21 protein-coding genes are annotated in these 24164 nt (G+C 66.5%); 9 read left to right on the top strand and 12 right to left on the bottom strand.

The window, feature by feature from the left end; all coding sequences use genetic code 11:
* Positions 1–67 precede the first annotated feature (67 nt).
* Genes ABMA46_RS00195 through ABMA46_RS00205 form a run of 3 tightly spaced genes read left to right on the top strand, consistent with a single transcriptional unit; the run spans position 68 to position 3836 of the window.
* Positions 68–1582: a mannitol dehydrogenase family protein gene (locus ABMA46_RS00195; protein WP_348997273.1), complete on the top strand. Its 1515-nt coding sequence runs from the start codon at positions 68–70 to the stop codon at positions 1580–1582.
* Positions 1579–2763, top strand: a complete 1185-nt coding sequence (uxuA, locus tag ABMA46_RS00200) for a mannonate dehydratase (RefSeq protein ID WP_348997274.1) — start codon at positions 1579–1581, stop codon at positions 2761–2763. Before ABMA46_RS00195 ends, uxuA begins: the two co-directional genes overlap by 4 nt.
* Complete coding sequence (locus tag ABMA46_RS00205) at positions 2760–3836, top strand: Gfo/Idh/MocA family protein (protein WP_348997275.1); 1077 nt, start codon at positions 2760–2762, stop codon at positions 3834–3836. Before uxuA ends, ABMA46_RS00205 begins: the two co-directional genes overlap by 4 nt.
* A gap of 194 nt (positions 3837–4030) precedes the next feature.
* On the opposite strand, the gene ABMA46_RS00210 is transcribed toward ABMA46_RS00205, so the two are convergent.
* The 6 genes from ABMA46_RS00210 to ABMA46_RS00235 all read right to left on the bottom strand — a co-directional run bounded on the left by ABMA46_RS00210 (position 4031) and on the right by ABMA46_RS00235 (position 9902).
* Entirely contained in the window at positions 4031–4438 is a 408-nt protein-coding gene (locus ABMA46_RS00210) for a F0F1 ATP synthase subunit epsilon (RefSeq protein ID WP_348997276.1), read from the bottom strand.
* Positions 4439–4552: 114 nt separating this feature from the next.
* Positions 4553–6193 carry a F0F1 ATP synthase subunit beta gene (atpD, locus tag ABMA46_RS00215; protein ID WP_348997277.1) on the bottom strand — a complete coding sequence of 547 codons (1641 nt, stop codon included), beginning with the start codon at positions 6191–6193 and terminating at the stop codon, positions 4553–4555.
* Between the two features lie 65 nt (positions 6194–6258).
* Positions 6259–7140 (bottom strand): F0F1 ATP synthase subunit gamma, encoded by an 882-nt coding sequence (locus tag ABMA46_RS00220; RefSeq protein WP_348997278.1) that lies wholly within the window; start codon positions 7138–7140, stop codon positions 6259–6261.
* 30 nt (positions 7141–7170) lie between these two features.
* A complete protein-coding gene (atpA, locus tag ABMA46_RS00225; RefSeq protein ID WP_348997279.1) occupies positions 7171–8700 on the bottom strand; it encodes a F0F1 ATP synthase subunit alpha in 1530 nt (509 codons plus the stop codon).
* Positions 8700–9260: a F0F1 ATP synthase subunit delta gene (locus ABMA46_RS00230; protein WP_348997280.1), complete on the bottom strand. Its 561-nt coding sequence runs from the start codon at positions 9258–9260 to the stop codon at positions 8700–8702. The genes atpA and ABMA46_RS00230 overlap by 1 nt, the downstream gene beginning before the upstream one ends.
* Positions 9261–9506: 246 nt before the next feature.
* Positions 9507–9902 carry an AGROH133_08824 family phage infection protein gene (locus ABMA46_RS00235; protein WP_348997281.1) on the bottom strand — a complete coding sequence of 132 codons (396 nt, stop codon included), beginning with the start codon at positions 9900–9902 and terminating at the stop codon, positions 9507–9509.
* A gap of 265 nt (positions 9903–10167) precedes the next feature.
* Between ABMA46_RS00235 and ABMA46_RS00240 the strand changes: the two genes are divergently transcribed.
* On the top strand, positions 10168–11562 hold the full coding sequence (locus ABMA46_RS00240) for a multicopper oxidase family protein (protein WP_348997282.1): 1395 nt from the start codon (positions 10168–10170) through the stop codon (positions 11560–11562).
* A 29-nt stretch (positions 11563–11591) separates the two neighbouring features.
* Here the strand turns inward: ABMA46_RS00240 and ABMA46_RS00245 are convergent, their stop codons facing one another.
* Positions 11592–13778, bottom strand: a complete 2187-nt coding sequence (locus ABMA46_RS00245) for a primosomal protein N' (RefSeq protein WP_348997283.1) — start codon at positions 13776–13778, stop codon at positions 11592–11594.
* Positions 13779–13889: 111 nt separating this feature from the next.
* Between ABMA46_RS00245 and fsa the strand changes: the two genes are divergently transcribed.
* Entirely contained in the window at positions 13890–14546 is a 657-nt protein-coding gene (gene fsa, locus ABMA46_RS00250; RefSeq protein ID WP_348997284.1) for a fructose-6-phosphate aldolase, read from the top strand.
* A gap of 40 nt (positions 14547–14586) precedes the next feature.
* Here the strand turns inward: fsa and ABMA46_RS00255 are convergent, their stop codons facing one another.
* Together ABMA46_RS00255 and leuS are read right to left on the bottom strand one after the other, a co-directional pair.
* Positions 14587–15153 carry an LPS assembly lipoprotein LptE gene (locus ABMA46_RS00255; protein WP_348997285.1) on the bottom strand — a complete coding sequence of 189 codons (567 nt, stop codon included), beginning with the start codon at positions 15151–15153 and terminating at the stop codon, positions 14587–14589.
* Positions 15140–17773 carry a leucine--tRNA ligase gene (gene leuS / locus ABMA46_RS00260; protein WP_348997286.1) on the bottom strand — a complete coding sequence of 878 codons (2634 nt, stop codon included), beginning with the start codon at positions 17771–17773 and terminating at the stop codon, positions 15140–15142. The genes ABMA46_RS00255 and leuS overlap by 14 nt, the downstream gene beginning before the upstream one ends.
* A 207-nt stretch (positions 17774–17980) precedes the next feature.
* On the opposite strand from leuS, the gene ABMA46_RS00265 reads away from it, so the two are divergent.
* Complete coding sequence (locus tag ABMA46_RS00265; RefSeq protein ID WP_425475679.1) at positions 17981–18622, top strand: YggS family pyridoxal phosphate-dependent enzyme; 642 nt, start codon at positions 17981–17983, stop codon at positions 18620–18622.
* A gap of 91 nt (positions 18623–18713) precedes the next feature.
* On the opposite strand, the gene ABMA46_RS00270 is transcribed toward ABMA46_RS00265, so the two are convergent.
* Together ABMA46_RS00270 and ABMA46_RS00275 are read right to left on the bottom strand one after the other, a co-directional pair.
* Positions 18714–19820 (bottom strand): branched-chain amino acid ABC transporter substrate-binding protein, encoded by a 1107-nt coding sequence (locus ABMA46_RS00270; RefSeq protein WP_348997288.1) that lies wholly within the window; start codon positions 19818–19820, stop codon positions 18714–18716.
* A gap of 139 nt (positions 19821–19959) precedes the next feature.
* Positions 19960–20232, bottom strand: coding sequence for an usg protein (locus ABMA46_RS00275; protein ID WP_348997289.1), 273 nt, complete (start codon positions 20230–20232; stop codon positions 19960–19962).
* Positions 20233–20525: 293 nt separating this feature from the next.
* Here ABMA46_RS00275 and acs point away from each other — a divergent pair, with 293 nt between their 5' ends.
* On the top strand, positions 20526–22481 hold the full coding sequence (acs, locus tag ABMA46_RS00280) for an acetate--CoA ligase (RefSeq protein ID WP_348997290.1): 1956 nt from the start codon (positions 20526–20528) through the stop codon (positions 22479–22481).
* A gap of 14 nt (positions 22482–22495) precedes the next feature.
* Positions 22496–23227 carry an MOSC domain-containing protein gene (locus tag ABMA46_RS00285; protein ID WP_348997291.1) on the top strand — a complete coding sequence of 244 codons (732 nt, stop codon included), beginning with the start codon at positions 22496–22498 and terminating at the stop codon, positions 23225–23227.
* Positions 23228–23242: 15 nt separating this feature from the next.
* Here the strand turns inward: ABMA46_RS00285 and ABMA46_RS00290 are convergent, their stop codons facing one another.
* A complete protein-coding gene (locus tag ABMA46_RS00290; RefSeq protein WP_348997292.1) occupies positions 23243–23401 on the bottom strand; it encodes a DUF72 domain-containing protein in 159 nt (52 codons plus the stop codon).
* A gap of 142 nt (positions 23402–23543) precedes the next feature.
* On the opposite strand from ABMA46_RS00290, the gene leuD reads away from it, so the two are divergent.
* A complete protein-coding gene (gene leuD / locus ABMA46_RS00295; RefSeq protein WP_348997293.1) occupies positions 23544–24149 on the top strand; it encodes a 3-isopropylmalate dehydratase small subunit in 606 nt (201 codons plus the stop codon).
* The last annotated feature ends 15 nt before the right edge of the window (positions 24150–24164 follow it).

Below are 24164 nucleotides of genomic sequence, written 5' to 3' on the forward strand. Positions count from 1 at the left end.
ACTTGTCTTGTCCGTCGATGCGCCCCGGTGTAGGAAACCGGTCAGTGGAGGAATCTCGGAAGCAACAATGCCATCATCTTCAGACCGTCGCGCGACGCCGCCCGGCGGCCGCCTGTCCGATGCGGCCCTTGCCGCGCTGCCGGCCGAAATCGCCGTGCCGGGATATGAGCGCCGCACTGTTACGCCCGGCATCGTCCATCTCGGCGTCGGCGCCTTTCAGCGCGCCCACCAGGCCGTCTATGTCGATGACTGCCTGGCGGCGGGAGAAACTGGCTGGGGCATCGTCGGCGCATCGCTGCGCAGCTCCGGCACGCGCGACGCCCTGGCGCCTCAGGACGGGCTCTACACGCTTGCCGTAAGAAGCGGCGGCGGCGAGCGGTTGCGGATCGTCGGCTCGATCCTGTCGCTGCTGGTTGCGCCGGAGAACCCGTCGGCGCTGCTCGACGCGCTCTCCGATCCGCGCACCCGCATCGTCACCCTGACCGTCACCGAAAAAGCCTATCTGCGCGCCGCCGACGGATCGCTCGATGCCGCGCATTCCGACATCGCCCACGACCTCGCGAATCCCGATGCACCGCGCACCGTGCATGGCTTCCTGGTCGAGGCACTGGCGCGCCGCCGCGCTTCGGGCACGCAGCCCTTCACTGTGCTCACCTGCGACAACCTGCCAGCCAACGGCGCGACCGTGCGCCGGCTCATGATCGAATTCGCCGGCTTGCGCGATGCCGACCTGGCCCGGCACGTCAAGCAGGACGTCGCCTTCCCGTCGACCATGGTCGACCGCATCGTGCCGGCCACCACCGATGCCGACCGCGCCCGCGTGGCGCAAAGCCTCGGCGTCGAGGACGCCTGGCCGGTGATGACGGAGCCCTTCTGCCAGTGGGTGGTGGAGGACAATTTTCCGATGGGCCGGCCGGCCTGGGAAAAAGTCGGCGCCACCATGGTGGACGATGTCGGCCCCTACGAGGACATGAAGCTGCGCCTGCTCAACGGCGCCCATTCGGCCATCGCCTATCTCGGCCTGCTGGCCGGCCACGAGACGGTCGACCGCGCCTTCGGCGATCCGGCGATCCGCCGTTTCGTGGACGGACTCTGGTCCGAGGCGATCCCGAGCCTGCCGGGGGACGCGGGTCTCGACACCCGGCGCTATACGACCGAGCTTGCCGAGCGCTTTTCCAATCCGGCGCTCGCCCACCGTACCGCGCAGATCGCCAATGACGGCAGCCAGAAGCTGCCGCAGCGCATCGTCAATTCCGCGCTGGCCGCCCTCGAGGCGGGCAGGCCGGCAGATCACCTGGCGCTCGCGTTCGCCGCCTGGATCGCCGCCTGCGAGGCGCGCGGCCGGTCCCTGCCCGACCGCCATTTCACCGATCCGCTCGACGAGGCCCTTGGCGCGGCCGCGACAAGGACGCTTGCGCCCGACGCGGCGGTCCGCGCCGTCTTCGACCTGACGGGATTTGCCGCCGCCAGTCCGCACCGCGACGCCTTGATGCGATCGGTGGCCAGCCACCTCTCCTCCTTGCGCGCCGGCGGCCCGGCTGCCGCCTTCTGCACACTCCAGCAAGCCGGGACGACAGAATGAAGCAGACCTGGCGTTGGTTCGGCCCGGACGATCCCGTCACCCTCGCCCATGCCAGGCAGGCAGGCGCCGACGGCATCGTCACCGCCCTGCACCACCTGAACGACGGCCGCGCCTGGCCGGCCGACGAGATTGCCGCCCGCAAAGCGGAGATCGAGGCGGCGGGCATGAACTGGGACGTGGTCGAAAGCGTCATCGTGCATGAGGACATCAAGACCCGCACCGGCGATTTCCGCGCGCTGATCGACAACTACAAGGCCTCGCTGCGGGCGCTCGGCGCGGCCGGTGTCTCGACGGTGTGCTACAATTTCATGGCCATCACCGACTGGACGCGCACCGATCTCGACTGGCCTCTGCCGCGCGGCGGCACGGCCCTGCGCTTCGATATCGTCGAGTTCTGCGCCTACGACGTCCTGGTGCTCGAACGGCCCGGCGCCGAGGCGGACCATCCGGCCGAGCGCATCGAGGCCGCCCGCCGGCGTCTCACCGTCATGAGCGAAGGCGACCAGGCGCGGCTGGAGAAGAACCTGATCGGCTGGGTGCCGGCACGCGAATTCGTCTTCGACCGGGCGAGCTTCCGCCGCGCGCTGGACCGCTATCGCGACCTGACGGCTGACGGCCTGCGCCAGAACCTTCTTTCCTTCCTGGCCGAGATCGTGCCGGCCGCCGAGGAGGCGGGCGTGCGTCTGGCGATCCATCCCGACGACCCGCCATTCCCGCTGTTCGGCCTGCCGCGCGTGGTCTCCAGTGCCGGAGATGCCCGCGCCATCCTCGCCGCGCAGGAGTCGCCGGCGAACGGCCTGACGCTATGTACGGGTTCCTACGGCGCAGGCGCCCATAACGACCTGCCGGCGATGGCGAAGGAATTCGCCGGCCGCATCCATTTCGCCCATCTGCGCAACACAAGTCGCGAGCCGGACGGCTCGTTCTACGAAGCCGAGCATCTCGACGGCGATACCGACATGGTCGCCGTGGTGTCGGCGCTGCTCGACGAGGAACACCGCCGCAAGGCAGCTGGCCGCGCCGATCGGGAAATCCCCATGCGCTCCGATCACGGCCATGCGCTGATCGACGATGTCGGCCACGGCAAGAGCCCCGGCTACACATGGATCGGCCGGCTGAAGGGGCTGGCCGAACTGCGCGGCGTCATGCGCGCGCTCGAACGACCGGGAATGGAGCCATGACGAAGACCCGCATTGCCGTCATCGGTCTCGGCATGGCCGTCGCCCCCCATGCGAAAAGCCTGACAGACCTCTCCGACCGGGTCGAGGTCGCCGCCTGCTACAGCCCGACCGAGGCCAGGCGCAGGGCCTTCGCCGACACCTACGGCCTGCCCGTCGACGACGATCTCGACGCCATCTTCGCCGACAGGACCATCGATGCCGTGATGATCCTGACGCCGCCCAATACCCATCTCGACCTGGTGCGCCGTGCGGCCGAAGCCGGCAAGCATGTGCTTCTGGAAAAGCCGCTGGAAATCAGTTTCCAGCGCTCCGCCGAACTGGTGGAAACGGCCGAGCGCGCCGGAATAAAACTCGGTGTCGTGCTGCAGCACCGGTTCCGGCCGGTCGGCGTCGCCCTGCGGCGACTGATCGAAGAGGGTCGGCTGGGCACGATCGTCTCGGCCTCGGCGCGACTGATGAACTGGCGGCCCCAGAGCTACTACGACCAGCCCGGGCGCGGCACCCTGGCGCGCGACGGCGGCGGCGTGCTCTTGACGCAAGGCATCCACACGCTCGACCTGCTGATCTCGCTGGCCGGCGCACCGGCGCAAGTCTTCTCCTATGCCGTCACCAGCCCGGTGCACCGTATGGAAACGGAGGATATCGCAGCCGCGGCCGGCCGTTGGGAAAACGGCGCCATCGGCACGATCATGGCCACCACCGCAGCCTATCCCGGCCTGCCGGATCAGATCGACATCATCGGCACCAAGGGTACCGCCACGCTTGTCGGCACTGCGCTCGCCGCCCACTTCCACGACGGCACGGCGGTCGACCTGACCGACGACGCCGAAGGCGGCGGGACCGGCGCCGACCCGATGGCCTTCCCGCACCATCATCACCGCGCCGTGCTCGCCGATTTCCTCGACGCGATCGAACGCGACCGCGAGCCGGCCGTCTCCGGCCGCGAGGCGCTCAAGGTGCACGGCCTGATCGCGGCGACGTTGCGGTCGAGCGAAAGCGGCAGGGCGGAGAGCACTGCCATCCCCCTCCCCCTCGCGGGGAGGGGGGCCCGCGGAGCGGGTCGGGAGGGGTAGCCGGCCATGGAGCGCGACGTCATTTCTTTACGTTGAAGCGGTTGAGGTTACCCCTCCCGTCAGGCCTGCGGCCTGCAACCCTCCCCGCAAGGGGGAGGGGAACCGCAGCGCCCTCCTTGACCGCGCAGATAGCGTCCCGACAAACAAAAAGCCGGGCGGTGCCCGGCTTCCGTGTTTCTGTTTCGATCCGCCGCTTATGCGGGCAGGATCGCACCTTCCAGCGTGGTGAGCTGATGCAGGAAGGACTCGGCTTTGGTGCGCGTCTCGTCGTCCTTGGCGTCGGCGACGTCTTCCTTCGCCTCCTGGATGCGGCGCTGGATCTCGTCGCGGTCGATGTCGTTGACATGCGTCGCCGATTCGGCAAGCAGCGTGCAGCCCGACGGCAGGATATCGGCGAACCCGCCGAACACCACGTAGCGCTCCTCGCTGCCCGACGCGGGCTTGACCGTCACGACTCCCGGCTTGACCGTCGTCATGACCGGCGCGTGCTCGGCCATGACCGTCATTTCGCCCTCGGCACCGGGAATGACGACGGATTCGACGTCTTCCGAAACCAGAAGCCGCTCCGGCGAGACGAGTTCGAACTTGAAGGATTGAGCCATCTAAAACTAGGCAGTCGGTAGTCGGCAATCGGCAGTCGAAAAACCTGCCCGCCGTTCGTACCTGACTCCGCTGCCCACTCCCTTTTCCGACTGCCGATTTGGCGACTACCGCTCTTACGCTGCTTCCGCCGCCAGCTTCTGCGCCTTCTCGACCGCCTCGTCGATGTTGCCGACCATGTAGAAGGCGGCTTCCGGCAGGTGGTCGTACTCGCCGTTGCACAGGCCCTTGAAGCCCTTGATCGTGTCGGCGAGGTCGACCAGCTTGCCTGGCGCGCCGGTGAACACTTCGGCGACGAAGAACGGCTGCGACAGGAAGCGCTCGATCTTGCGGGCGCGGGCGACGGTCTGCTTGTCCTCTTCGGAAAGCTCGTCCATGCCGAGGATCGCGATGATGTCCTGCAGCGACTTGTAGCGCTGCAGGATCGACTGCACCTGGCGCGCCACCTGGTAGTGCTCGTCGCCGACGATCAGCGGGTCGAGCATGCGCGAGGTCGAGTCCAGCGGATCTACCGCCGGATAGATGCCCTTCTCGGAGATCGCGCGGTTGAGCACCGTGGTGGCGTCCAGGTGGGCGAACGAGGTCGCCGGCGCCGGGTCGGTCAGGTCGTCGGCGGGCACGTAGATCGCCTGCACCGAGGTGATCGAACCCTTGGTGGTGGTGGTGATGCGCTCCTGCAGCGCGCCCATGTCGGTGGCCAGCGTCGGCTGGTAGCCCACCGCGGACGGGATGCGGCCGAGCAGCGCCGACACTTCCGAACCAGCCTGGGTGAAGCGGAAGATGTTGTCGACGAAGAACAGCACGTCCTGGCCCTGGTCGCGGAAATATTCGGCGACGGTCAGGCCGGTCAGCGCGACGCGGGCGCGGGCGCCCGGCGGCTCGTTCATCTGGCCGTACACGAGCGCGGCCTTCGAGCCCTCGCCGCCGCCTTTCTTGTTGACGCCGGATTCGATGAACTCGTGATAGAGGTCGTTGCCCTCGCGGGTGCGCTCGCCGACGCCGGCGAACACCGAGAAGCCGCCATGCGCCTTGGCGACGTTGTTGATCAGTTCCTGGATCAGCACCGTCTTGCCGACGCCTGCGCCGCCGAACAGGCCGATCTTGCCGCCGCGGGCGTAAGGAGCCAGCAGGTCGAGGACCTTGATGCCGGTGACGAGGATCTGCGCCTCGGTCGATTGATCGACATATTCCGGAGCCGGCTGGTGGATGGCGCGCCTTTCGACGGCGGTGACCGGGCCGGCCTCGTCGACCGGCTCGCCGATCACGTTGATGATGCGGCCGAGCATGCCGGGGCCGACCGGCACCGAGATCGGCGCGCCGGTGTCGGCGACGTCCTGGCCGCGCACCAGGCCTTCGGTGGAGTCCATGGCGATGCAGCGCACGGTGTTCTCGCCGAGATGCTGGGCGACCTCGAGCACCAGGCGGTTGCCGACATTGACGGTCTCCAGCGCGTTCAGGATCGCCGGCAGGTGATCGTCGAACTGCACGTCGACGACGGCGCCGATGACCTGGCGCACCTTGCCCTTCGGCCCCTTGGCGAGATTGTAGCTCGCCGTCGCGCCGCGCGTCTCGACCTTGCCGGGCTTGCCTTCCGCAACCAGCTTGGCCGCTTCCTTCGCCGCGGCGCTCTTGGCCTTGGCGGCTGCGGGAGCCTTTGCCATGGCCTTGGGCGACGCCTTCGCTGCGGCTGGCTTTGCGGTGGTCTTCGAGGCCGCCGCCTTCGCGGCTGTGGTCTTCGGGGTCGCTGCTTTCGCCATCGTCTCTACCCTTTTTCGTCCTTTTGCTTGCATGGTGCGCGCGGCGAACCGCCCGCGCCGCCTGCCTAGAGCGCCTCGGCGCCCGAAATGATTTCGATGAGTTCCTTGGTGATCTGCGCCTGGCGCTGCCGGTTGTAGGTGATCGACAGCCGGTTGATCATGTCGCCGGCGTTGCGCGTGGCGTTGTCCATGGCGCTCATCTTGGCGCCCATTTCGCCGGCGGCGTTTTCGAGCAGCGCCTTGAAGATCTGCACCGAAATGTTGCGCGGGATGAGGTCGGACAGGATCTCGCCCGGCTCCGGCTCGTATTCGTAGACGGCACTGCCGGCAGCCGATTCCTCGCCGGCGGCGGGCGCGGCGGCCGGAATGATCTGCTGCGCGGTCGGGATCTGGGAGATCACCGACTTGAACTGCGAATAGAACAGCGTGCAGACGTCGAAACCGCCCTCGTTGAACAGGCCGATCACCTTCTTGGCGATGGCGTCCGCATTGACGAAGCCGAGCGTACGCACTTCCCGCAGATCGACGCGGTCGATGATGAGCTGGCTATAGTCGCGGCGCAGGATGTCGTAACCCTTCTTGCCGACGCAGATGATCTTCACCGACTTGCCCTCGGCGAGCAGCCGGCGCGTGTGCTCGCGCGCCAGGCGGGCGATGGCCGAATTGAAGCCGCCGCACAGGCCGCGCTCGGCGGTGCAGACGACCAGCAGATGCGTGTCCTCCTTGCCGGTGCCGGTCATCAGCGCCGGAGCCTCGCCACCCGAGCCGACGGCCTGGGTGATGTTGGCCAGCACCGCCGCCATGCGGTCCGAATAGGGACGCGCGGCCTCGGCGGCTTCCTGCGCGCGGCGCAGCTTCGCCGCGGCGACCATCTGCATCGCCTTGGTGATCTTCTGCGTCGCCTTGACCGAGGCGATGCGGTTACGAAGGTCTTTGAGTGAAGCCATGCTTCGAGGCCCGTCCCGTCTTCAGTCGCCTTACGCGAAGGTCTTGGCGAAGGTGTCGATCTCCGCCTTCAGCTTGGCCCGCAGATCGTCAGACAGCGCCTTTTCCTTGCGGATGGCGTCGAGCACCGCCTTGCCGGTCGAGCGCATATGGGCCAGCAGCCCTTCTTCGAACGGCTGGACCTGGTTGAGCGCGAGCTTGTCGAGATAGCCCTGCGTTCCGGCGAAGATCACCGCGACCTGCTCTTCCGTCTTGAGCGGCGAGAACTGCGGCTGCTTCAGAAGCTCCGTCAGGCGCGCGCCGCGATTGAGCAGACGCTGGGTGGCTGCATCCAGGTCGGAACCGAACTGCGCGAAGGCCGCCATCTCGCGGTACTGCGCGAGTTCGCCCTTGATCGAGCCGGCGACCTGCTTCATCGCCTTGACCTGCGCCGACGAGCCGACGCGCGACACCGACAGGCCGACGTTCACCGCCGGGCGGATGCCCTGGAAGAACAGATTGGTCTCGAGGAAGATCTGGCCGTCGGTGATCGAGATCACGTTGGTCGGGATGTAGGCCGACACGTCGTTGGCCTGCGTCTCGATGATCGGCAGCGCCGTCAGCGAGCCGTTGCCGTTGTCGTCGTTGAGCTTGGCGGCGCGCTCCAGCAGGCGCGAATGCAGGTAGAAGACGTCGCCCGGATAGGCTTCGCGTCCCGGCGGGCGGCGCAGCAGCAGCGACATCTGGCGATAGGCGACGGCCTGCTTGGACAGATCGTCGTAGGAGATCAGCGCGTGCTGGCCGTTGTCGCGGAAATACTCGCCCATCGTGCAGGCGGTGAACGGCGCCAGGAACTGCATCGGCGCCGGATCGGACGCGGTAGCCGCGACGATGATGGAATAGTCGAGCGCGCCGCGCTCCTCCAGCACCTTGACGAACTGCGCCACGGTGGAGCGCTTCTGGCCGACGGCGACGTAGACGCAGTAGAGCTTCTCGCTCTCGGGGCCGGTCTCGTGCACCGACTTCTGGTTCAGCATCGTGTCGAGGACGATGGCGGTCTTGCCGGTCTGGCGGTCGCCGATGACCAGTTCGCGCTGGCCGCGGCCGACCGGGATCAGCGCGTCGATGGCCTTGAGGCCGGTCGACATCGGCTCGTGCACCGACTTGCGCGGGATGATGCCGGGCGCCTTGACGTCGACGCGGCGGCGCTCGGTGGCCTTGATCGGGCCCTTGCCGTCGATCGGGTTGCCGAGCGCGTCGACGACGCGACCGAGCAGGCCGGGGCCGACCGGCGTGTCGACGATCGCGCCGGTGCGCTTGACGGTGTCGCCTTCCTTGATGTCGCGGTCGGCGCCGAAGATGACGACGCCGACGTTGTCGGCCTCGAGGTTGAGCGCCATGCCGCGGATGCCGCCGGGGAACTCGACCATCTCGCCGGCCTGGACGTTGTCGAGGCCGTAGACGCGGGCGATGCCGTCACCGACGGACAGCACCTGGCCGACCTCGGAGACCTCGGCCTCCCTGCCGAAATTCTTGATCTGATCCTTCAGGATCGCGGAGATTTCTGCGGCGCGAATGTCCATCAGCCGACCTCTTTCAGTGCAAGCTTGAGCGAATTGAGTTTTGTCTTGAGCGACGTGTCGATCTGGCGCGAGCCCATCTTGACCACCAGGCCGCCGAGCAGCGAGGGATCGACGGTGACCGCGAGCGAGACGTCCTTGCCGGCCACGCTCTTGAGCGCCGCCTTGAGTTCCGTCTGCTGCGCCGCCGACAGCGTATGGGCCGAAGTAACCTCCGCGGAAGCCTCGCCGCGCGCTGCGGCGGCGATGCGGCGGAACGCCTCGATCATGCCCGGCACCGCGAACAGACGGCGGTTGGCGGCGGCGACGCGCAGGAAGTTGCCGGCCAGTCCCTTGATGCCCGCCTTGGCGACGATCGCTCCGATCGCCTTTTCCTGCTCCTCGGCGGAGAAGACCGGGCTCTTGATGAGACGCTGCAGGTCCGGGCTCGACTCGAGCATGGACTGGAACGAGTTCAGGTCGGATTCGACCTTGGCGATGGATTTTTCCTCGCGCGCCAGTTCGAACAGCGAACTGGCATAGCGTTCTGCGACACCGGATATTGGTGAGGAGGACTGGGCCACGGTCCGTCTTTTCTCTCAATTGACAGGCCGCAGATTGTTGGCGCGAGTGAAAACTCTGGCTAAATCTTTGACCTTGCTAAATTTTATTCAAGCTCAAGGGTGCGGCTTCCGCATCCCCCGGCCGAAAGTCGCCTGCCGTCTAGCACAGGGCTTTGCCGACCGCAATGCACGCCGGAAGCGGTTTTCGGGAAGGATTGTCGCATCCGTGGAAAAAGACGGCGCTGTGCCGGCGCGCCGTCCTGTCTTTCAGGGCAGGAAGCCGAAGGCGAAGGCCAGCGGCAGCGCCGCCAGCACCAGTTCGACCACGACCGACGCCCAGTTGAAAGGCGTGTTGGCGCCGTCCGACATCATCGACAGGATCCGCCCGAACGCGGTGAGCAGCCAGGAGAAGCCGAGGGCCATGTAGAGCAGCGGCTGCGCCAGCAGGATGCAGCACAGGCCGACGCCGAGATAGAAGCCCGACATGCGCGCCCTCCCCTCGGCGATCGCCCACGGCTTTTCGGGCCTGGGCTGCAGGCGCAGGATGCGGAAGCACAGGCCCGGCGCGAAGAACAACATCAGCCCGAACAGCACGGTGATCGCCGCGCTGCCGAAAGCCGCCCACTCGCCCTGGCTCACCGGCCACGGAAAGGAAAGGTCCATTGCGCGTATCCCCTCGAACAGCGTCACGTGCATTGAGAATGACGCCCTGCGGAAGTCAAGGGCGACCCATGCGATGCCTCCATATGGCGACCCATGTGGCGGCCCATACGCCGAGGGCGCGGCAAGCCAGAAACCGGCACCGGCCAAACCATCGGGTCTACATGATGTGACGGCGCGACCCGGCCGAAACCATTGATGAATTTTTTCATCAACTTTAAAAGCTCGGAATCGATTTGAGCTCATCGATTGCAGTCTGGAGCGCCGCATGGCCCCGATAACGCGCCGGTCACTTCTCAAGGCATCCGCGGCGACCGCCGGCGCCTTCGGGCTGGGGATCGGCGGCAACCTCGTCGCGACGGCCCTATCGGCGCCCGAGCCGCGCATCCTCAAGACAGCGAAGATCCAGGCGGCGCTGACCGACCCCGTGCCAACCCGAGACGTGCTCACCTGGGGCGATTCCGGCATGCCGCCGGTGCTGCGCATGAAGAAGGGCGAGCCTTTCGCGGCACGGCTGGTCAATGGCATCGACGAGCCGACGACCATCCACTGGCACGGCATGCGCATTCCCAACAAGATGGACGGCGTGCCGTTCCTGGTGCAGCCCTATGTCTACACCGGCGACCATTTCGACTACGCCTTCACGCCGCCCGACGCCGGCACGTTCTGGTATCACCCGCACTGCAACACGCTGATCCAGATGGGGCATGGGCTGACCGGCGTCATCGTCGTGGAGAATCCCGACGACCCGCAGTTCGACGCCGAGATCGTGCTCAACCTCAGGGACTGGCGGTTCGGCGACGACGCCCAGTTCATCGCCCAGTTCCGGCCGCGCGACGCGGCGAAGTCCGGCACCTACGGCACGGTGCGCACCGCCAACTGGAAAGTGCAGCCACAATACGACGCGCCGGCCGGCGGCCTGCTCAGGTTGCGCACGGCCATCACCGACGTCACCCGCATCCACTCCTTCCGCCTAGAGGGCGCGCAGGCGCTGGTCATTGCCATCGACGGCAATCCGGTGGCGCCGACGCATTTCCCGCTCGACCTGCTCCAGCTTGGGCCGGGCCAGAGGATGGAACTGGCAATCTGCATGCCCGACGACGAGGGAGCGGTGGTTTCCCTGCGCGACGTGCGACCAAGCAAGCCGGCGACGTTGGCGACGTTCCGCGCGGTCGGCACATCGCTGAAACGCGATCTGCGCGACGTGCCGGCGCTGGAGCCAAACCCCGTCCTGCCCCCGGACGTGGCGTCGGCCGAGCATATCCCGCTGGTGCTCAGCGCGACGGCGGAACATGCCGCGAGCAATCCGATCTGCGGCTCGCTCGGCTACAGCTTCTGGGCCATCAACAAGGTGCCGTGGACGGGCGACACGCCCGATCCCACCGCGCCGCTGGCGGAACTCAAGCTCGGCAGGAGCTACGTCATCGACATGCAGAACGTGACGCCGCACGCCCATCCGATGCACCTGCACGGCCTGAGCTTCACCGTGCTGTCGTCCTCGACCGGCCCGGTGCGCCCGCTGGTCTCCGACACCTATCTCATCCAGCCCGACGAGCGCGTGCAGCTCGGCCTCGTGGCCGACAATCCCGGCGACTGGCTGTTCCATTGCCACATCATCGAGCACCAGAAGGCCGGCATGACCAGCTATTTGCGGGTAAGCTGACGGCGCTTGACCGACTTAGGCAAGGCGACTCAAAGGAAACTCTGCGGATCGATGTCCACCTGCACGCGCACCGAGCCGCGCGGGCGCGGGCCATCGGTCAGCATGGCGCGGATGAAGGCCTGCATGTCGGTGCGCCGTTCACCGTGGATCAGCAGGCGGAAGCGGTGGCGGCCGGCGACCAGGGCCAGCGGCGCCTCGGCCGGCCCCAGCACCATGATCGCCGCGTCCTCTGGCGCCGCTCGCCGCAGCGCGCGCGCATGGCCTTCCGCCTCGGCGCGGGTCGCGGCGGAAACGATGACACCGGCCAGCCGGCCGAACGGCGGCAGCCCGGCGCGCTCGCGCTCGGCGATCTCGCGCTGGTAGAAGCGTTCCGCATCGCCCGACACGATCGCCTGCATGACGGGATGGTCCGGCTGATAGGTCTGCAACAGGCCGTGGCTCTTCCTGCCGGTGCGGCCGGCGCGGCCGGTGACCTGGGACAGTAGCTGGAAGGTGCGCTCGGCGGCGCGCGGATCGCCGTTGGCGAGGCCGAGATCGGCGTCCACCACGCCCACCAGCGTCATGTTCGGGAAATTGTGCCCCTTGGCGACGAGCTGCGTGCCGATGACGATGTCGGCGTCGCCATTGGCGATCGCCTCCAATTCGAGCCTGAGCCGCCGTACACCGCCGACGATGTCGGAGGAAAGCACGATGGTGCGCGCCTCCGGGAACGCCGCGACCACCTCTTCGGCGATCCGCTCGACGCCCGGTCCGCACGCCACCAGATGGTCGAACGTGCCGCATTCGGGGCAGGCTTCGGGGCGCTTCTCGGTATGACCGCAGTGGTGACACACGAGCTGGCCGCGAAAGCGGTGTTCGACCAGCCATGCGGAGCAGACGGGGCAGCCGAAGCGGTGACCGCACACCCGGCAGAGCGTCAGCGGCGCATAGCCGCGCCGGTTGAGGAAGAGCAGCGACTGCTCGCCCCTCGAAAGCGTCCGGCTGATCTCGTCCAGCAGCACCGGCGACAGGAAGCCGCCTCGCGCCGGCGGTGCCCGGCGCAGGTCGATCGCCTTGAGGTCGGGCAGAGCGGCCTCGGCGAAGCGGGCCGGCAGCATGGCGTGCCGGTAGCGTCCCTGCTCGGCGTTGACCCGGCTTTCCACCGAGGGCGTGGCGGAGGACAGCACCACCGGGAAACCGCCGATATGGCCGCGCACCACCGCCATGTCGCGGGCGTTGTAGAAGACCCGGTCCTCCTGCTTGTAGGCGGGGTCGTGCTCCTCGTCGACGACGATCAGGCCGAGCTGTTGGAACGGCAGGAACAGCGCCGAGCGCGCGCCGGCCACCACCCGCACCGTGCCTTCGGCGACTTGCCGCCAAACGCGCTCACGCATTCTCGGCGGCAGGTCGGAATGCCATTCGGCGGGCCTTGCGCCGAAACGATCCTGGAACCGTTCGAGGAAGGCATGGGTGAGCGCGATCTCGGGCAGCAGGATCAGGACTTGATGGCCCTTCTCCAGCGCCGCCGCCACGGCTTCGAAATAGACTTCCGTCTTGCCCGACCCGGTGACGCCGTCGAGCAGCGTGACCGCGAAGCCGCCGGCCTCGACCGGCTCCCGCAGCATCCCGGCCGCCCGGCTCTGATCGTCGCTCAGGTCCGGCAGGCGGAAGCTCGGATCGGCAGCGGCGACCACGGGCCTGGGCGGGATCATCACCGTCTCGAACACGCCCTGCGCCTTCAGCCCGTCGATGACGGTGGAAGAGACGCCGGCAGCGTGGGCAAGACCCGAGCGGGTCCAGGCAAGCCCGCCGTCGGCCGTCTCCAGGACTCGCTGGCGCGCCGCCGTCATGCGATCGGGCAGGAGCGCTGTGCGTTGCAGGCCTTCGGTCCACGGCTCGGGATCGAAGGCTTCCGGCGCGCGCAGCAGCATGCGCGCCACCATGCCCGGCGCCGACAGCGTGTAGTCCGCGATCCAGTCGACGAAGCGGCGCGTGGCGCGATCGATCGGCGGGCAATCGAAGACCGCTTCGATCGGCCGCAGCTTGCGCGGATCGACATCGCCCGCCGGCCCGTCCCAGACGATGCCCGCCACCTGCCTGGGTCCGAGCGGCACGCGCACGATCGAACCCGGCACCACACGCATTCCTGAAGGAACCGCATAGGTGTAGGGGCGTTCCGCTGGCATGGGCACCAGAACCGGCGCGGCCGCGACATAGGGCGAATCGTCTCGCGTCATCGCGCGTGACCTTGCCCCGACTTTGGTCTAGATCAAAGTCCGACGCCGACAACGGCGCTGGTGCAATCTGCAAATTCCGGGAGACCCTCGGGAAACCCAAAGGAGACCATCATGAAGTTTTTCGTCGATACCGCCGACATCAAGGAAATCAGGGAGCTCAACGAGCTCGGCCTGCTCGACGGCGTCACCACAAACCCGTCGCTGATCCTCAAGTCCGGCGGCAAGATCGCCGAGGTGACGAAACAGATCTGCGACATCGTCGACGGGCCGGTCTCGGCCGAAGTCGTGGCGACCGAATATTCGGCCATGATGAAGGAAGCCGAGACGCTGTCGAAGATCGCCGAGAACGTCTGCATCAAGGTGCCGCTGACGCTGGACGGCCTGAAGGCCTGCCGCTCGATCCGCAACGACATGAACCGCATGGTCAACGTCACGCTGTGCTTCTCGGCCAACCAGGCGCTGCTGGCGGCCAAGGCCGGCGCTTCCTTCATCTCGCCCTTCGTCGGCCGGGTCGACGACACGGGCGTAGACGGCATGGAGTTGATCTCCGAGATCCGCACCATCTACGACAATTACGACTTCGCCACCGAGATCCTCGTCGCGTCGGTGCGCACGGTGAACCATGTGAAGCAGTCCGCGCTGATTGGCGCCGACGTGGCGACGGTGCCGCCGGCGACCCTGAAGGCGCTGGTCAAACATCCGCTCACCGACAACGGCCTCAAGGCGTTCCTCGCCGACTGGGAAAAGACCGGCCAGAAGATCGGCTGATAAGAAGACCGGTTGATAAGACAGGGAAAAGGCGAAGCGCTCAGCGCTTCGCCAGATCCTGCGCGATCGCCAGGTTGAGGATTTCGGCAAGCTCGCGCGCGGCGCGGTTCTCCGCGTCCAATTGGGCGCGGTAGGAAGCGAATTCCTGATTCGGCTTGTCGTAGGATGCCGACATGGAGCGCGTGCCGGTGCTGACCACCTTGCCGGTCTTGGCGTCGGTCAGCCGGTAGCGCGAGGTCAGCGTCACCGTGCCGGCTGTCGGCTGGTCCTGGTCCTTGCTGATCTGCACCGTGGCGGCCGTCTGGACCAGTTCGGTCACGTTGAGGTCGAGTGAATAGAGCGGGTTGTCGGTCCGCTCCTTGCCGCCTGTGAAGGCGAAGATCAGATTGTTGCGCACCTGCTGGGCGTAGCGCGTCGTCACCGGCTTGACGGCGATCGAGGCGAGTTCCGACTGCGCCGTGGCGGTCGAGCCGGGCGAAAGCGGCGCGTTCGAATAAAGCGGCCTCACCGTGCATGCCGACGCCAGCGCCGCCGTCAGGACGACGCCGGCAAGAAGGCCGCGGCGCACGGCCGGACGAGAGGTGCTGCGGGTTTCAGGCAACGACATTGACGATCCTCTGCGGCACCACGATCACCTTGCGCGGCGGCTTGCCGTCCAGCGCCTTCTGCACGACATCCAGTTCGAGCACGGCCTTTTCGACCGTAGCTTGATCCGCGTCGCGCGCAATTGTCAAATCCCCGCGCTTCTTGCCGTTGATCTGCACCGGATAGGTGAACTCGTTGTCCACCGTCAGCGCGGGATCGAACGCCGGCCAGGGCCGCTCCGCGACAAGGCCTTCGCCGCCCAGCGCGACCCAGCACTCCTCGGCCAGATGCGGCATCATCGGCGCGATCATGGCAACGAGGAACTCCAGCCCCTGCCGCACCGCCGCATCCAGACCGCCGTCGCGACGACCCGCCACGATCTCGGCGACTTGCGGCGACAAAAGGTTGGTCAACTCGTAGATGCGCGCCACCGCCTTGTTGAAATGCAGCCGGCCGATGTCCTCGCCGACCGCCTTCAGCACCTTGTGCGCACCGCGCGACAGTTCGGCCGCCGCGCCTGCCTCGCCCACAGCCGGGGTCACGCCGGCAACGGCCGGCTCAGCTTCCGACACGAGCCGCCAGACGCGCTGCACGAAGCGGTGCGCGCCTTCCACGCCGGCCTCGGTCCAGATGACGTCGCGCTCGGGCGGCGAATCCGACAGCATGAACCAGCGCGCCGTGTCGGCGCCGTAGCTGCCGATGATGTCGTCGGGATCGACCACGTTCTTCTTCGACTTCGACATCTTCTCGATCGGGCCAATCTCGACCGGCGCGCCGCCGGCAAGCAGGAAGGCCTTTCGCGACCCGTCGAAATCCTCGACCTTGACCTCGGCCGGGGTCACCCAGCCGTTCGGTCCCTTGTAGGTCTCGTGCACCACCATGCCCTGCGTGAACAGGCCCTCGAAGGGTTCTTTCACTTCGTTCAGGTGACCGGTCTCCTTCATCGCCCGGGCGAAGAAGCGCGAGTAGAGCAGATGCAGGATCGCATGCTCGATGCCGCCGATATACTGGTTGACGGGCAGCCAGCCCTTGCGCCCGTCGACATACTCCAGCGTCGTCGGCGCCTGCGTGTTCCACGGATCGGTAAAGCGCGCGAAGTACCAGGACGAATCCACGAACGTGTCCATCGTGTCGGTGTCGCGCCGCGCCGGCTTGCCGCATTTCGGGCAGTCGGCGTGCTTCCATGTCGGATGATGGTCGAGCGGATTGCCGGGCTTGTCGAAGCTGACGTCGGTCGGCAGCTCGACCGGCAGCGCCGAATCCGGCACCGGCACGGCGCCGCAATCGTCGCAGTGGATCACCGGGATCGGGCAGCCCCAGTAGCGCTGGCGCGAGATCAGCCAGTCGCGCAGCCGGAACTGCACCTTGCGCTCGGCCTGGGGCCGGTTGCCGACGCTGACGGCTTCCAGCCGGTCGGCGACCGCGTCGAAGGCCTCGCGGAACCGCATCCCGTCGAGGAAGCGCGAGTTGATCATCGCGCCGTCGTCGGTGAAGGCGAGGTCCGTCACCTGGAAGCCCTCCCTGTCGCCGCCGTCCGGCAGCACGACCGGGCGCACCGGCAGACCGTATTTGTTGGCGAAGTCGAGGTCGCGCTGGTCATGCGCCGGGCAGCCGAAGATGGCGCCGGTGCCGTAGTCCATCAAGACGAAGTTGGCGACATAGACCGGCAGCGTCCACTCCGGGTCGAAAGGATGCACGACGCGGATACCGGTGTCGAAGCCGCGCTTTTCCGCCGTCTCCAGCTCCGCTGCCGAGGTGCCGCGATGGCGGATGTCCTCGGCGAAGGCCGCCAGTTCGGGATTACCCTCGGCCACCTTGCGAGCCAGCGGGTGGTCGGCGGCGATCGCCATGAAGGAGGCGCCGAAGATCGTGTCGGGACGGGTCGTGTAGACCTCCAGTTCGCTCTCGCCGGCGGGCGCGGTGCCTTCATCCAGCTTCCAGCGGATCAACAGGCCCTCGGAGCGGCCGATCCAGTTGGCCTGCATCAGCTTGACCTTATCGGGCCAGCGCTCCAGCGAATTCAGGCTGTCCAGCAGGTCCTGGCTCATCGAGGTGATCTTGAAGAACCATTGCGTCAGGTCGCGCTGTTCCACCGGCGCGCCGGAGCGCCAGCCGCGCCCGTCGATGACCTGCTCGTTGGCGAGCACGGTCATGTCGACCGGATCCCAATTGACCTTGGCGGATTTGCGCTCGACCAGCCCGGACTTCCAGAAGTCCAAGAACATCTTCTGCTGGTGCTTGTAGTAGGAAGCGTCGCAGGTCGCGATCTCGCGCGCCCAGTCGAGCGACAGGCCCATCGTCTTCAACTGGCCCTTCATCGTCTCGATGTTCTTGTAGGTCCAGTCGCGCGGGTTGACCTTGTTGTCGCGCGCCGCGTTCTCGGCCGGCAGGCCGAAGGCGTCCCACCCCATCGGGTGCAACACGTTGTGGCCCATGGCGCGCCGCCAGCGCGCCACCACGTCGCCCATCGTGTAGTTGCGCACATGGCCCATATGGATGCGCCCCGACGGATAGGGGAACATCTCCAGCACGTAGTATTTCGGCCGCGGATCGTCGTTCCTCGTCTCGAACAGCTTCGCCGCTTCCCAGGCCTTCTGCCATCTGGGTTCGGACGCGCGGGGGTTGTATCGTTCGGTTGCCATTGTCGGAAATTTCGCTTGGATGCTTGCCGCGACCGCGCTTATGCGCTTAGCAGTTCAGAAAACACTGGTGCGCGTGTTCACCACGCTTTGCGCCCATTTTCAAGTTCAACGTGACGTCCCGGCTTCAACGGGTCGTTCCACCAAGGCATCCCCCAAGGTACCAACGTGAACGAAACAGCTTCGAACCCGACAGAGACGGCAAGGCGGCTGGCCGAAGTCTCGGCGAAGATCAGGCAGGCCGAGGCGGAAGCGGAACGCCCCGCCGGCTCGGTCACGCTGGTCGCCGTGTCGAAGACCTTCGACGCCGAGGCGATCCGCCCGGTGATCGAGGCCGGCCAGCGCGTCTTCGGCGAGAACCGCGTGCAGGAAGCGACGGCCAAGTGGCCGGAATTGAGGGCCGGCCGCCCGGACATCGAACTGCATCTCATCGGCCCGCTGCAATCTAACAAGGCGAAGGAGGCGGTGGCGCTGTTCGACGTCATCGAGACGGTGGACCGCGACAAGATCGCCGCCGAACTGGCGAAGGAGATCGCCAGGCAGGGCAAGGCCCTCCGGCTCTACGTGCAGGTCAATATCGGCTCCGAACCGCAGAAGGCCGGCATTGCCCCCAAGGAAGCCGTCGCCTTCGTCGCCCGCTGCCGCGACGAACACGGCCTCGATATCGAAGGATTGATGTGCATTCCGCCGCTGGACGAGAACCCCGGCCCCTATTTCGCGCTGCTGGAGAAGCTGGCGCGCGAGGCCGGCGTCGAAAAGCTCTCGATGGGCATGTCCGCCGACTACGAGACGGCGGTCGCCTTCGGCGCCACCTCCGTCCGCGTCGGCTCTGCCATCTTCGGCCATCGTTGAACCGAACGAAGCTGATCGCTTCCGAAATGAAAAGGCCGGAGCGATCGCTCCGGCCTTTCCGTGTTCATGGACGGTCCGGCCGTCCAACCGGCTACTCCGCCGAGACGATCTGGCCGTTGTCCCACTTGAACATGGAGAAGCTCGGCGAGGACAGGTCGCCGTTCTCGCTGTAGGTGAGCTTGCCGATGGCGGTTGCGATTGGCTGGCCGTCCTTCAGGGCGGCAGCCACGGCGGCCGAATCGTCGGCCTTGCCGACCTTCTCGATACCGGCTTTCAGCACCTGCACGGCGGCATAGGCGTTCAGCGTGAAGGCCTCGGGCGGAATGCCCTTCTCCTTCAGCGCCGCCACCGCCTCGGCCGAATCCGGGCTCTTCAGCGCGTCCGACGCGTTGGTGAACAGCGTGCCTTGCGCCGCCTGGTTGCCGATCGCCCAGTATTCGGTGTTGGACAGGCCCTCGCCGCCGATGATCTGCGCCTTCACGCCGGCATCCGCGAGCTGGCGGGCGAGCAGGCCGCCCTCCGGATGATAGCCGCCGAAATAGATGACCTCGGCACCATCCTTCTTCAGCCTGCCGACCAGAGCGGAATAGTCCTTCTCGCCGGGGGTGAGGCCCTCATACAGCACCTCGTTCACGCCGCCCTTGTTGATCACGGCCTTGAACGCATCGGCGAGGCCCATGCCATAGGTACCCTTGTCGTGGACGATCGCGATCTTCTTATCCTTCAGGTGCTCGAGCACATAGTTGGCGGACACCTCGGCCTGCTGGTCGTCGCGGCCGCAGGTGCGCAGGATGTTGGTGAGTCCGCGGGTGGTGAGATCGGGCGCCGTCGCCGTCGGCGTGACCATCAGGACGCCGTTCTCCGCCAGCACGTCCGAAGCCGCCATGGCGACGCCCGACGTGACCGGACCGACGACATAGAGAACACCGTCGCCGACGAGGCCGTTGGCGGCGGAAACACCCTGCTTCGGGTCGCCGGCGTCGTCGGCGAGCTGGAGCACGACCTTCTCGCCGAGGATGCCGCCGTTCTTGTTGATCGTGTCGACGGCGACCTGCGCACCGTTCTTGACCTGGTCGCCATAGGCGGCGACCGGGCCGGTCAGCGGCGCGATGAGGCCGATGGTGATGTCGGCCCAGGCAGCGGGCGTGAAGGCCAGGGTCGCGGCGACAGCAACGCTCGCGAGCAGCTTCGTCTTCATGGCTTTCCTCCTTGATTGGCCGGCTCCATCGGCCGGCAGGAACCCCGGCCATAGACGCTCGGCCCACCATTGGCAATCAAGGAGAGACAGTCACCCGTACCGTTTGACTGGACCAGTGGCCCGGCCCGATCCGCAACGATCAGTTCAGCACGAACTCGCCGTCGACCTTGCTCCATTCGCTGGGAGCGATCAGCCGCTGATGCGAATAGGTCACCGAATGCAGCGGGCCTTCCAGCTTCGCCTTCCAGAAGTCGATGAACCTGACCAGCGCCGGAAACGTCGGCGCCAGGTCGTAGTCCTGCCAGACATAGGTCTGGAGAAGGTGCGGATGGTCCGGATAATGGTAGAGGATCCGCGCTGTCGTCAGGCCGTAGCCCTTGAGCATCAGGTCCATCTCGGGATGGTCGCGCATGTCTGCCCCTCGGCGTTCGAGCTGGTCCTCCCGAAGAAAAGGTGCGCGCGGATGGTTAACGGTCAACTAAGAGCCGCCCTTTCGGCCAATCTTTATTCAGACGAAACAGGCGTTTAGCAGCACGATTGGTCGGGTGCTGGCAATTTGTCCGGCCGCGCCGCGACACGCTGCCACGCAACCGAACGTCTAATGTTGCCCCGGCGGCGGAACTGGTAATAATGCCCGCGATTTCGCGGCGGACGGCCGCGAGCCGCTGGCTATCGTCGGCGCGCCGGTTCGGGAGGAGAACAGAAATGTCCGAGGTTCATGCCCATCGCGTCCAGGCCGCCTGGAAGAAGAACGCGCTGATCGACAATGAGACGTATCTGAAATGGTACGCCGACAGCGTGAAGAACCCGGACAGGTTCTGGGGCAAGCACGGCAAGCGCATCGACTGGTTCAAGCCCTACACCAAGGTGAAGAACGCCTCCTTCGACGGCAAGGTCTCGATCAAGTGGTTCGAGGACGGGCTCACCAACGTCTCCTACAACTGCATCGACCGGCATCTCAAGAAACGCGGCAACCAGGTCGCCATCATCTGGGAAGGCGACAACCCCTACGACGAGAAGAAGGTCACCTACAACGAGCTTCACGAGCAGGTGTGCCGCTGGGCGAACGTGCTCAAGAAGCACGGCGTCAAGAAGGGCGACCGCGTCACCGTCTACATGCCGATGATCCTGGAAGCCGCCTATGCGATGTTCGCCTGCACGCGCATCGGCGCCATCCATTCGGTGGTGTTCGGCGGTTTCTCGCCGGACGCGCTGGCCGGCCGCATCACCGACTGCCAGTCGAATTTCGTCATCACCGCCGACGAGGGGCTGCGCGCCGGCAAGCGTATCCCGCTCAAGGAGAATACCGACAAGGCCGTCTCCATCGCTGCGAAGGACGGCGTCAAGGTCGACAAGGTTCTCGTGGTGCGCCGCACCGGCGGCGCCATCGACTGGGTCGACGGCCGCGACCTGTGGCTGCACGAGGAGGCGGCGACGGTGAAGCCGGACTGCAAGCCCGAGAAGATGAAGGCGGAGGACCCGCTCTTCATCCTCTACACCTCCGGCTCCACCGGCAAGCCCAAGGGCGTACTGCACACCACCGGCGGCTACCTCGTCTACGTGTCGATGACCCACCAATACGTGTTCGACTACCATGACGGCGACATCTACTGGTGCACGGCCGATGTCGGTTGGGTGACCGGCCACTCCTACATCCTCTACGGGCCGCTCGCCAACGGCGCCACCACGCTGATGTTCGAGGGCGTGCCGAACTATCCGACGCCGTCGCGCATGTGGGAGGTCTGCGACAAGCACCAGGTCAACATCTTCTACACCGCCCCGACCGCCATCCGGGCGCTGCGCGGCGCCGGCGACGAATGGGTGAAGAGGACCTCGCGCAAGAGCCTTCGCGTTCTGGGTTCGGTCGGCGAGCCGATCAACCCGGAGGCGTGGGAATGGTATTTCGACGTCGTCGGCGAGAAGAAATGCCCGGTAATCGACACCTGGTGGCAGACCGAGACCGGCGGCATCATGATCGCGCCGCTGCCGGGCGCCACCGACCTCAAGGCCGGCTCGGCCACCCGCCCCTTCTTCGGCATCGTTCCCGAACTGCTGGACAGCGACGGCAAGATCATGGACGGCGAAGGCAGCGGCAATCTGTGCATCCAGCAGGCATGGCCGGGCATGATGCGCACCGTGTTCGGCGACCATGACCGCTTCGTGCAGACCTATTTCTCGGCCTACAAGGGCAAGTATTTCACCGGCGACGGCTGCCGCCGCGACGAGGACGGTTATTACTGGATCACCGGCCGCGTCGATGACGTCATCAACGTGTCCGGCCACCGCATGGGCACGGCGGAAGTGGAATCGGCGCTGGTCGCGCACGAGAAGGTGGCCGAGGCCGCCGTCGTCGGTTACCCACACGATATCAAGGGCCAGGGCATCTATTGCTACGTCACGCTGGCCGAGGGCGAAACGGGTAGCGAAGCGCTTCGCAAGGAACTGATCGCCCATGTGCGCAAGGAGATCGGCGCCATCGCCACGCCCGACAAGATCCAGTTCGCCCCCGCCCTGCCCAAGACGCGTTCCGCCAAGATCATGCGCCGCATCCTGCGCAAGATCGCCGAGGACGATTTTTCGGCACTTGGCGACACGTCGACGCTCGCCGATCCGACAGTCGTGGACGACCTGATCGAGAACCGCCAGAACAAGAAGGCCTGACGCTGGATATGACCATGATCGGCAGCGCCGTCGAATTGTGGCGCTATCCGGCAAGCTCCTTCGGCGGCGAGCGCCAGGCGACGCTCAGCGTGGGCGAGGATGGCGCGTTCGGCGACCGCCTCTTCGGCCTGGTCGAGGAAGCGACCGGCGAGCCGGCCCGGCCGGACCGCGAGGCCAGGTGGCATAAGGTGCCGCTGGTGCGCGCCCGCCTTTCGGAAGCGGGCACACTGGAAATCGCGCTGCCTGGCGCCGATTGGATGCCAGCCCCTTCAACCGAAAGCGATGCGGCGCTCAGCGCCTTCATGGGTTTTTCCGTCGCGCTCAGGCCGTTCGGCCCCGATGCGGCGCCCGGCTTTGCCGGCCCCTTGACGGAGCCGCGCTATCGCAAGGCGCCGCTCCATGTCCTGACGACCGCCTCGCTGGCCAGGCTGAAGGCCCTGCACCCGGCCGCCGTTCCCGACCCGCGCCGTTTCCGGCCGAGCGTGCTGGTGGAGATGGACGCGGTCGAAGGTCATTTCCCGGAGACGGAGTGGATCGGCCGCCGCATCGCCATCGGCGAGGTCGAACTGACCATCTCGGAACCGTGCCGGCGCTGCGCCTTCACCATCATCGCCCAGGACGGCTTCGACCACGACGCGGAGATCCTGCGCACGCTGGTGCGCAACAACGGCCACAATATCGGCGTCTACTGCACCGTCGACCGACCCGGCCGTATCGAGACCGGCGACCGGGCGCGCCTGCTGTAACCTTCGCTGTTGGCATCAGCCTTCGTTCGCTGCCGGGCGATAGAAGGACGAGTTGATCTCGACGGCGTTTAGGCGCGCCGCGTAGCGTTCCAACTGCGTGCCCTCGTCGGGAAAACGGCCGGCATGGCGCGACGCGATGTTCCATCCGGCAGTGCCGACACGGACTTTACCCATGAACGGGAACTGGGTATCGCACCCGCCGCGTCAAGAGGCATCCTGGGCCGAACAGCCGACTTTCCTTCGCCCGTCCTTTCTTGTAGACCGGGCACCCTGAAACGCGATAACCAACAGCAAGCAACCGGAAGACTGGCCAGCCATGGACAAGTTCACCAAGCTCACCGGCGTCGCGGCGCCGCTGCCGATCGTCAATGTCGACACCGACATGATCATCCCCAAGGATTATCTCAAGACGATCAAGCGGACCGGGCTCGGCAAGGGCCTTTTCGCCGAGATGCGCTACAATGAAGACGGTTCGGAAAACCCCGATTTCGTGCTCAACAAGCCGGCTTACCGGCATGCGCAGATCCTGGTGGCGGGCGACAATTTCGGCTGCGGCTCCTCGCGCGAGCATGCGCCCTGGGCGCTGCTCGACTTCGGCATCCGCTGCGTGATCTCCACCTCCTTCGCCGACATCTTCTACAACAACTGCTTCAAGAACGGCGTCCTGCCCATCACGGTCAGCCCCGAAGACCTCGAGAAGCTGCTCGACGACGCCTCGCGCGGCGCCAACGCCACGCTCACGGTCGACCTGGAAGCCAAGGAGATCCGCGGTCCCGACGGCGGCGTGGTGACGTTCGACCTCGACGAGTTCCGGCGCCACTGCCTGCTCAACGGCTTGGACGACATCGGCCTGACCATGGAGAAGGCCGGGGCCATTTCGGCCTTCGAGCAGAAGAACGCGGCGGCCCGCCCCTGGGCCTGACGGCCTTCGAGCCCG

Source organism: Mesorhizobium hunchu (assembly GCF_040081975.1).
Taxonomy (GTDB): Bacteria; Pseudomonadota; Alphaproteobacteria; order Rhizobiales; family Rhizobiaceae; genus Mesorhizobium; species Mesorhizobium hunchu.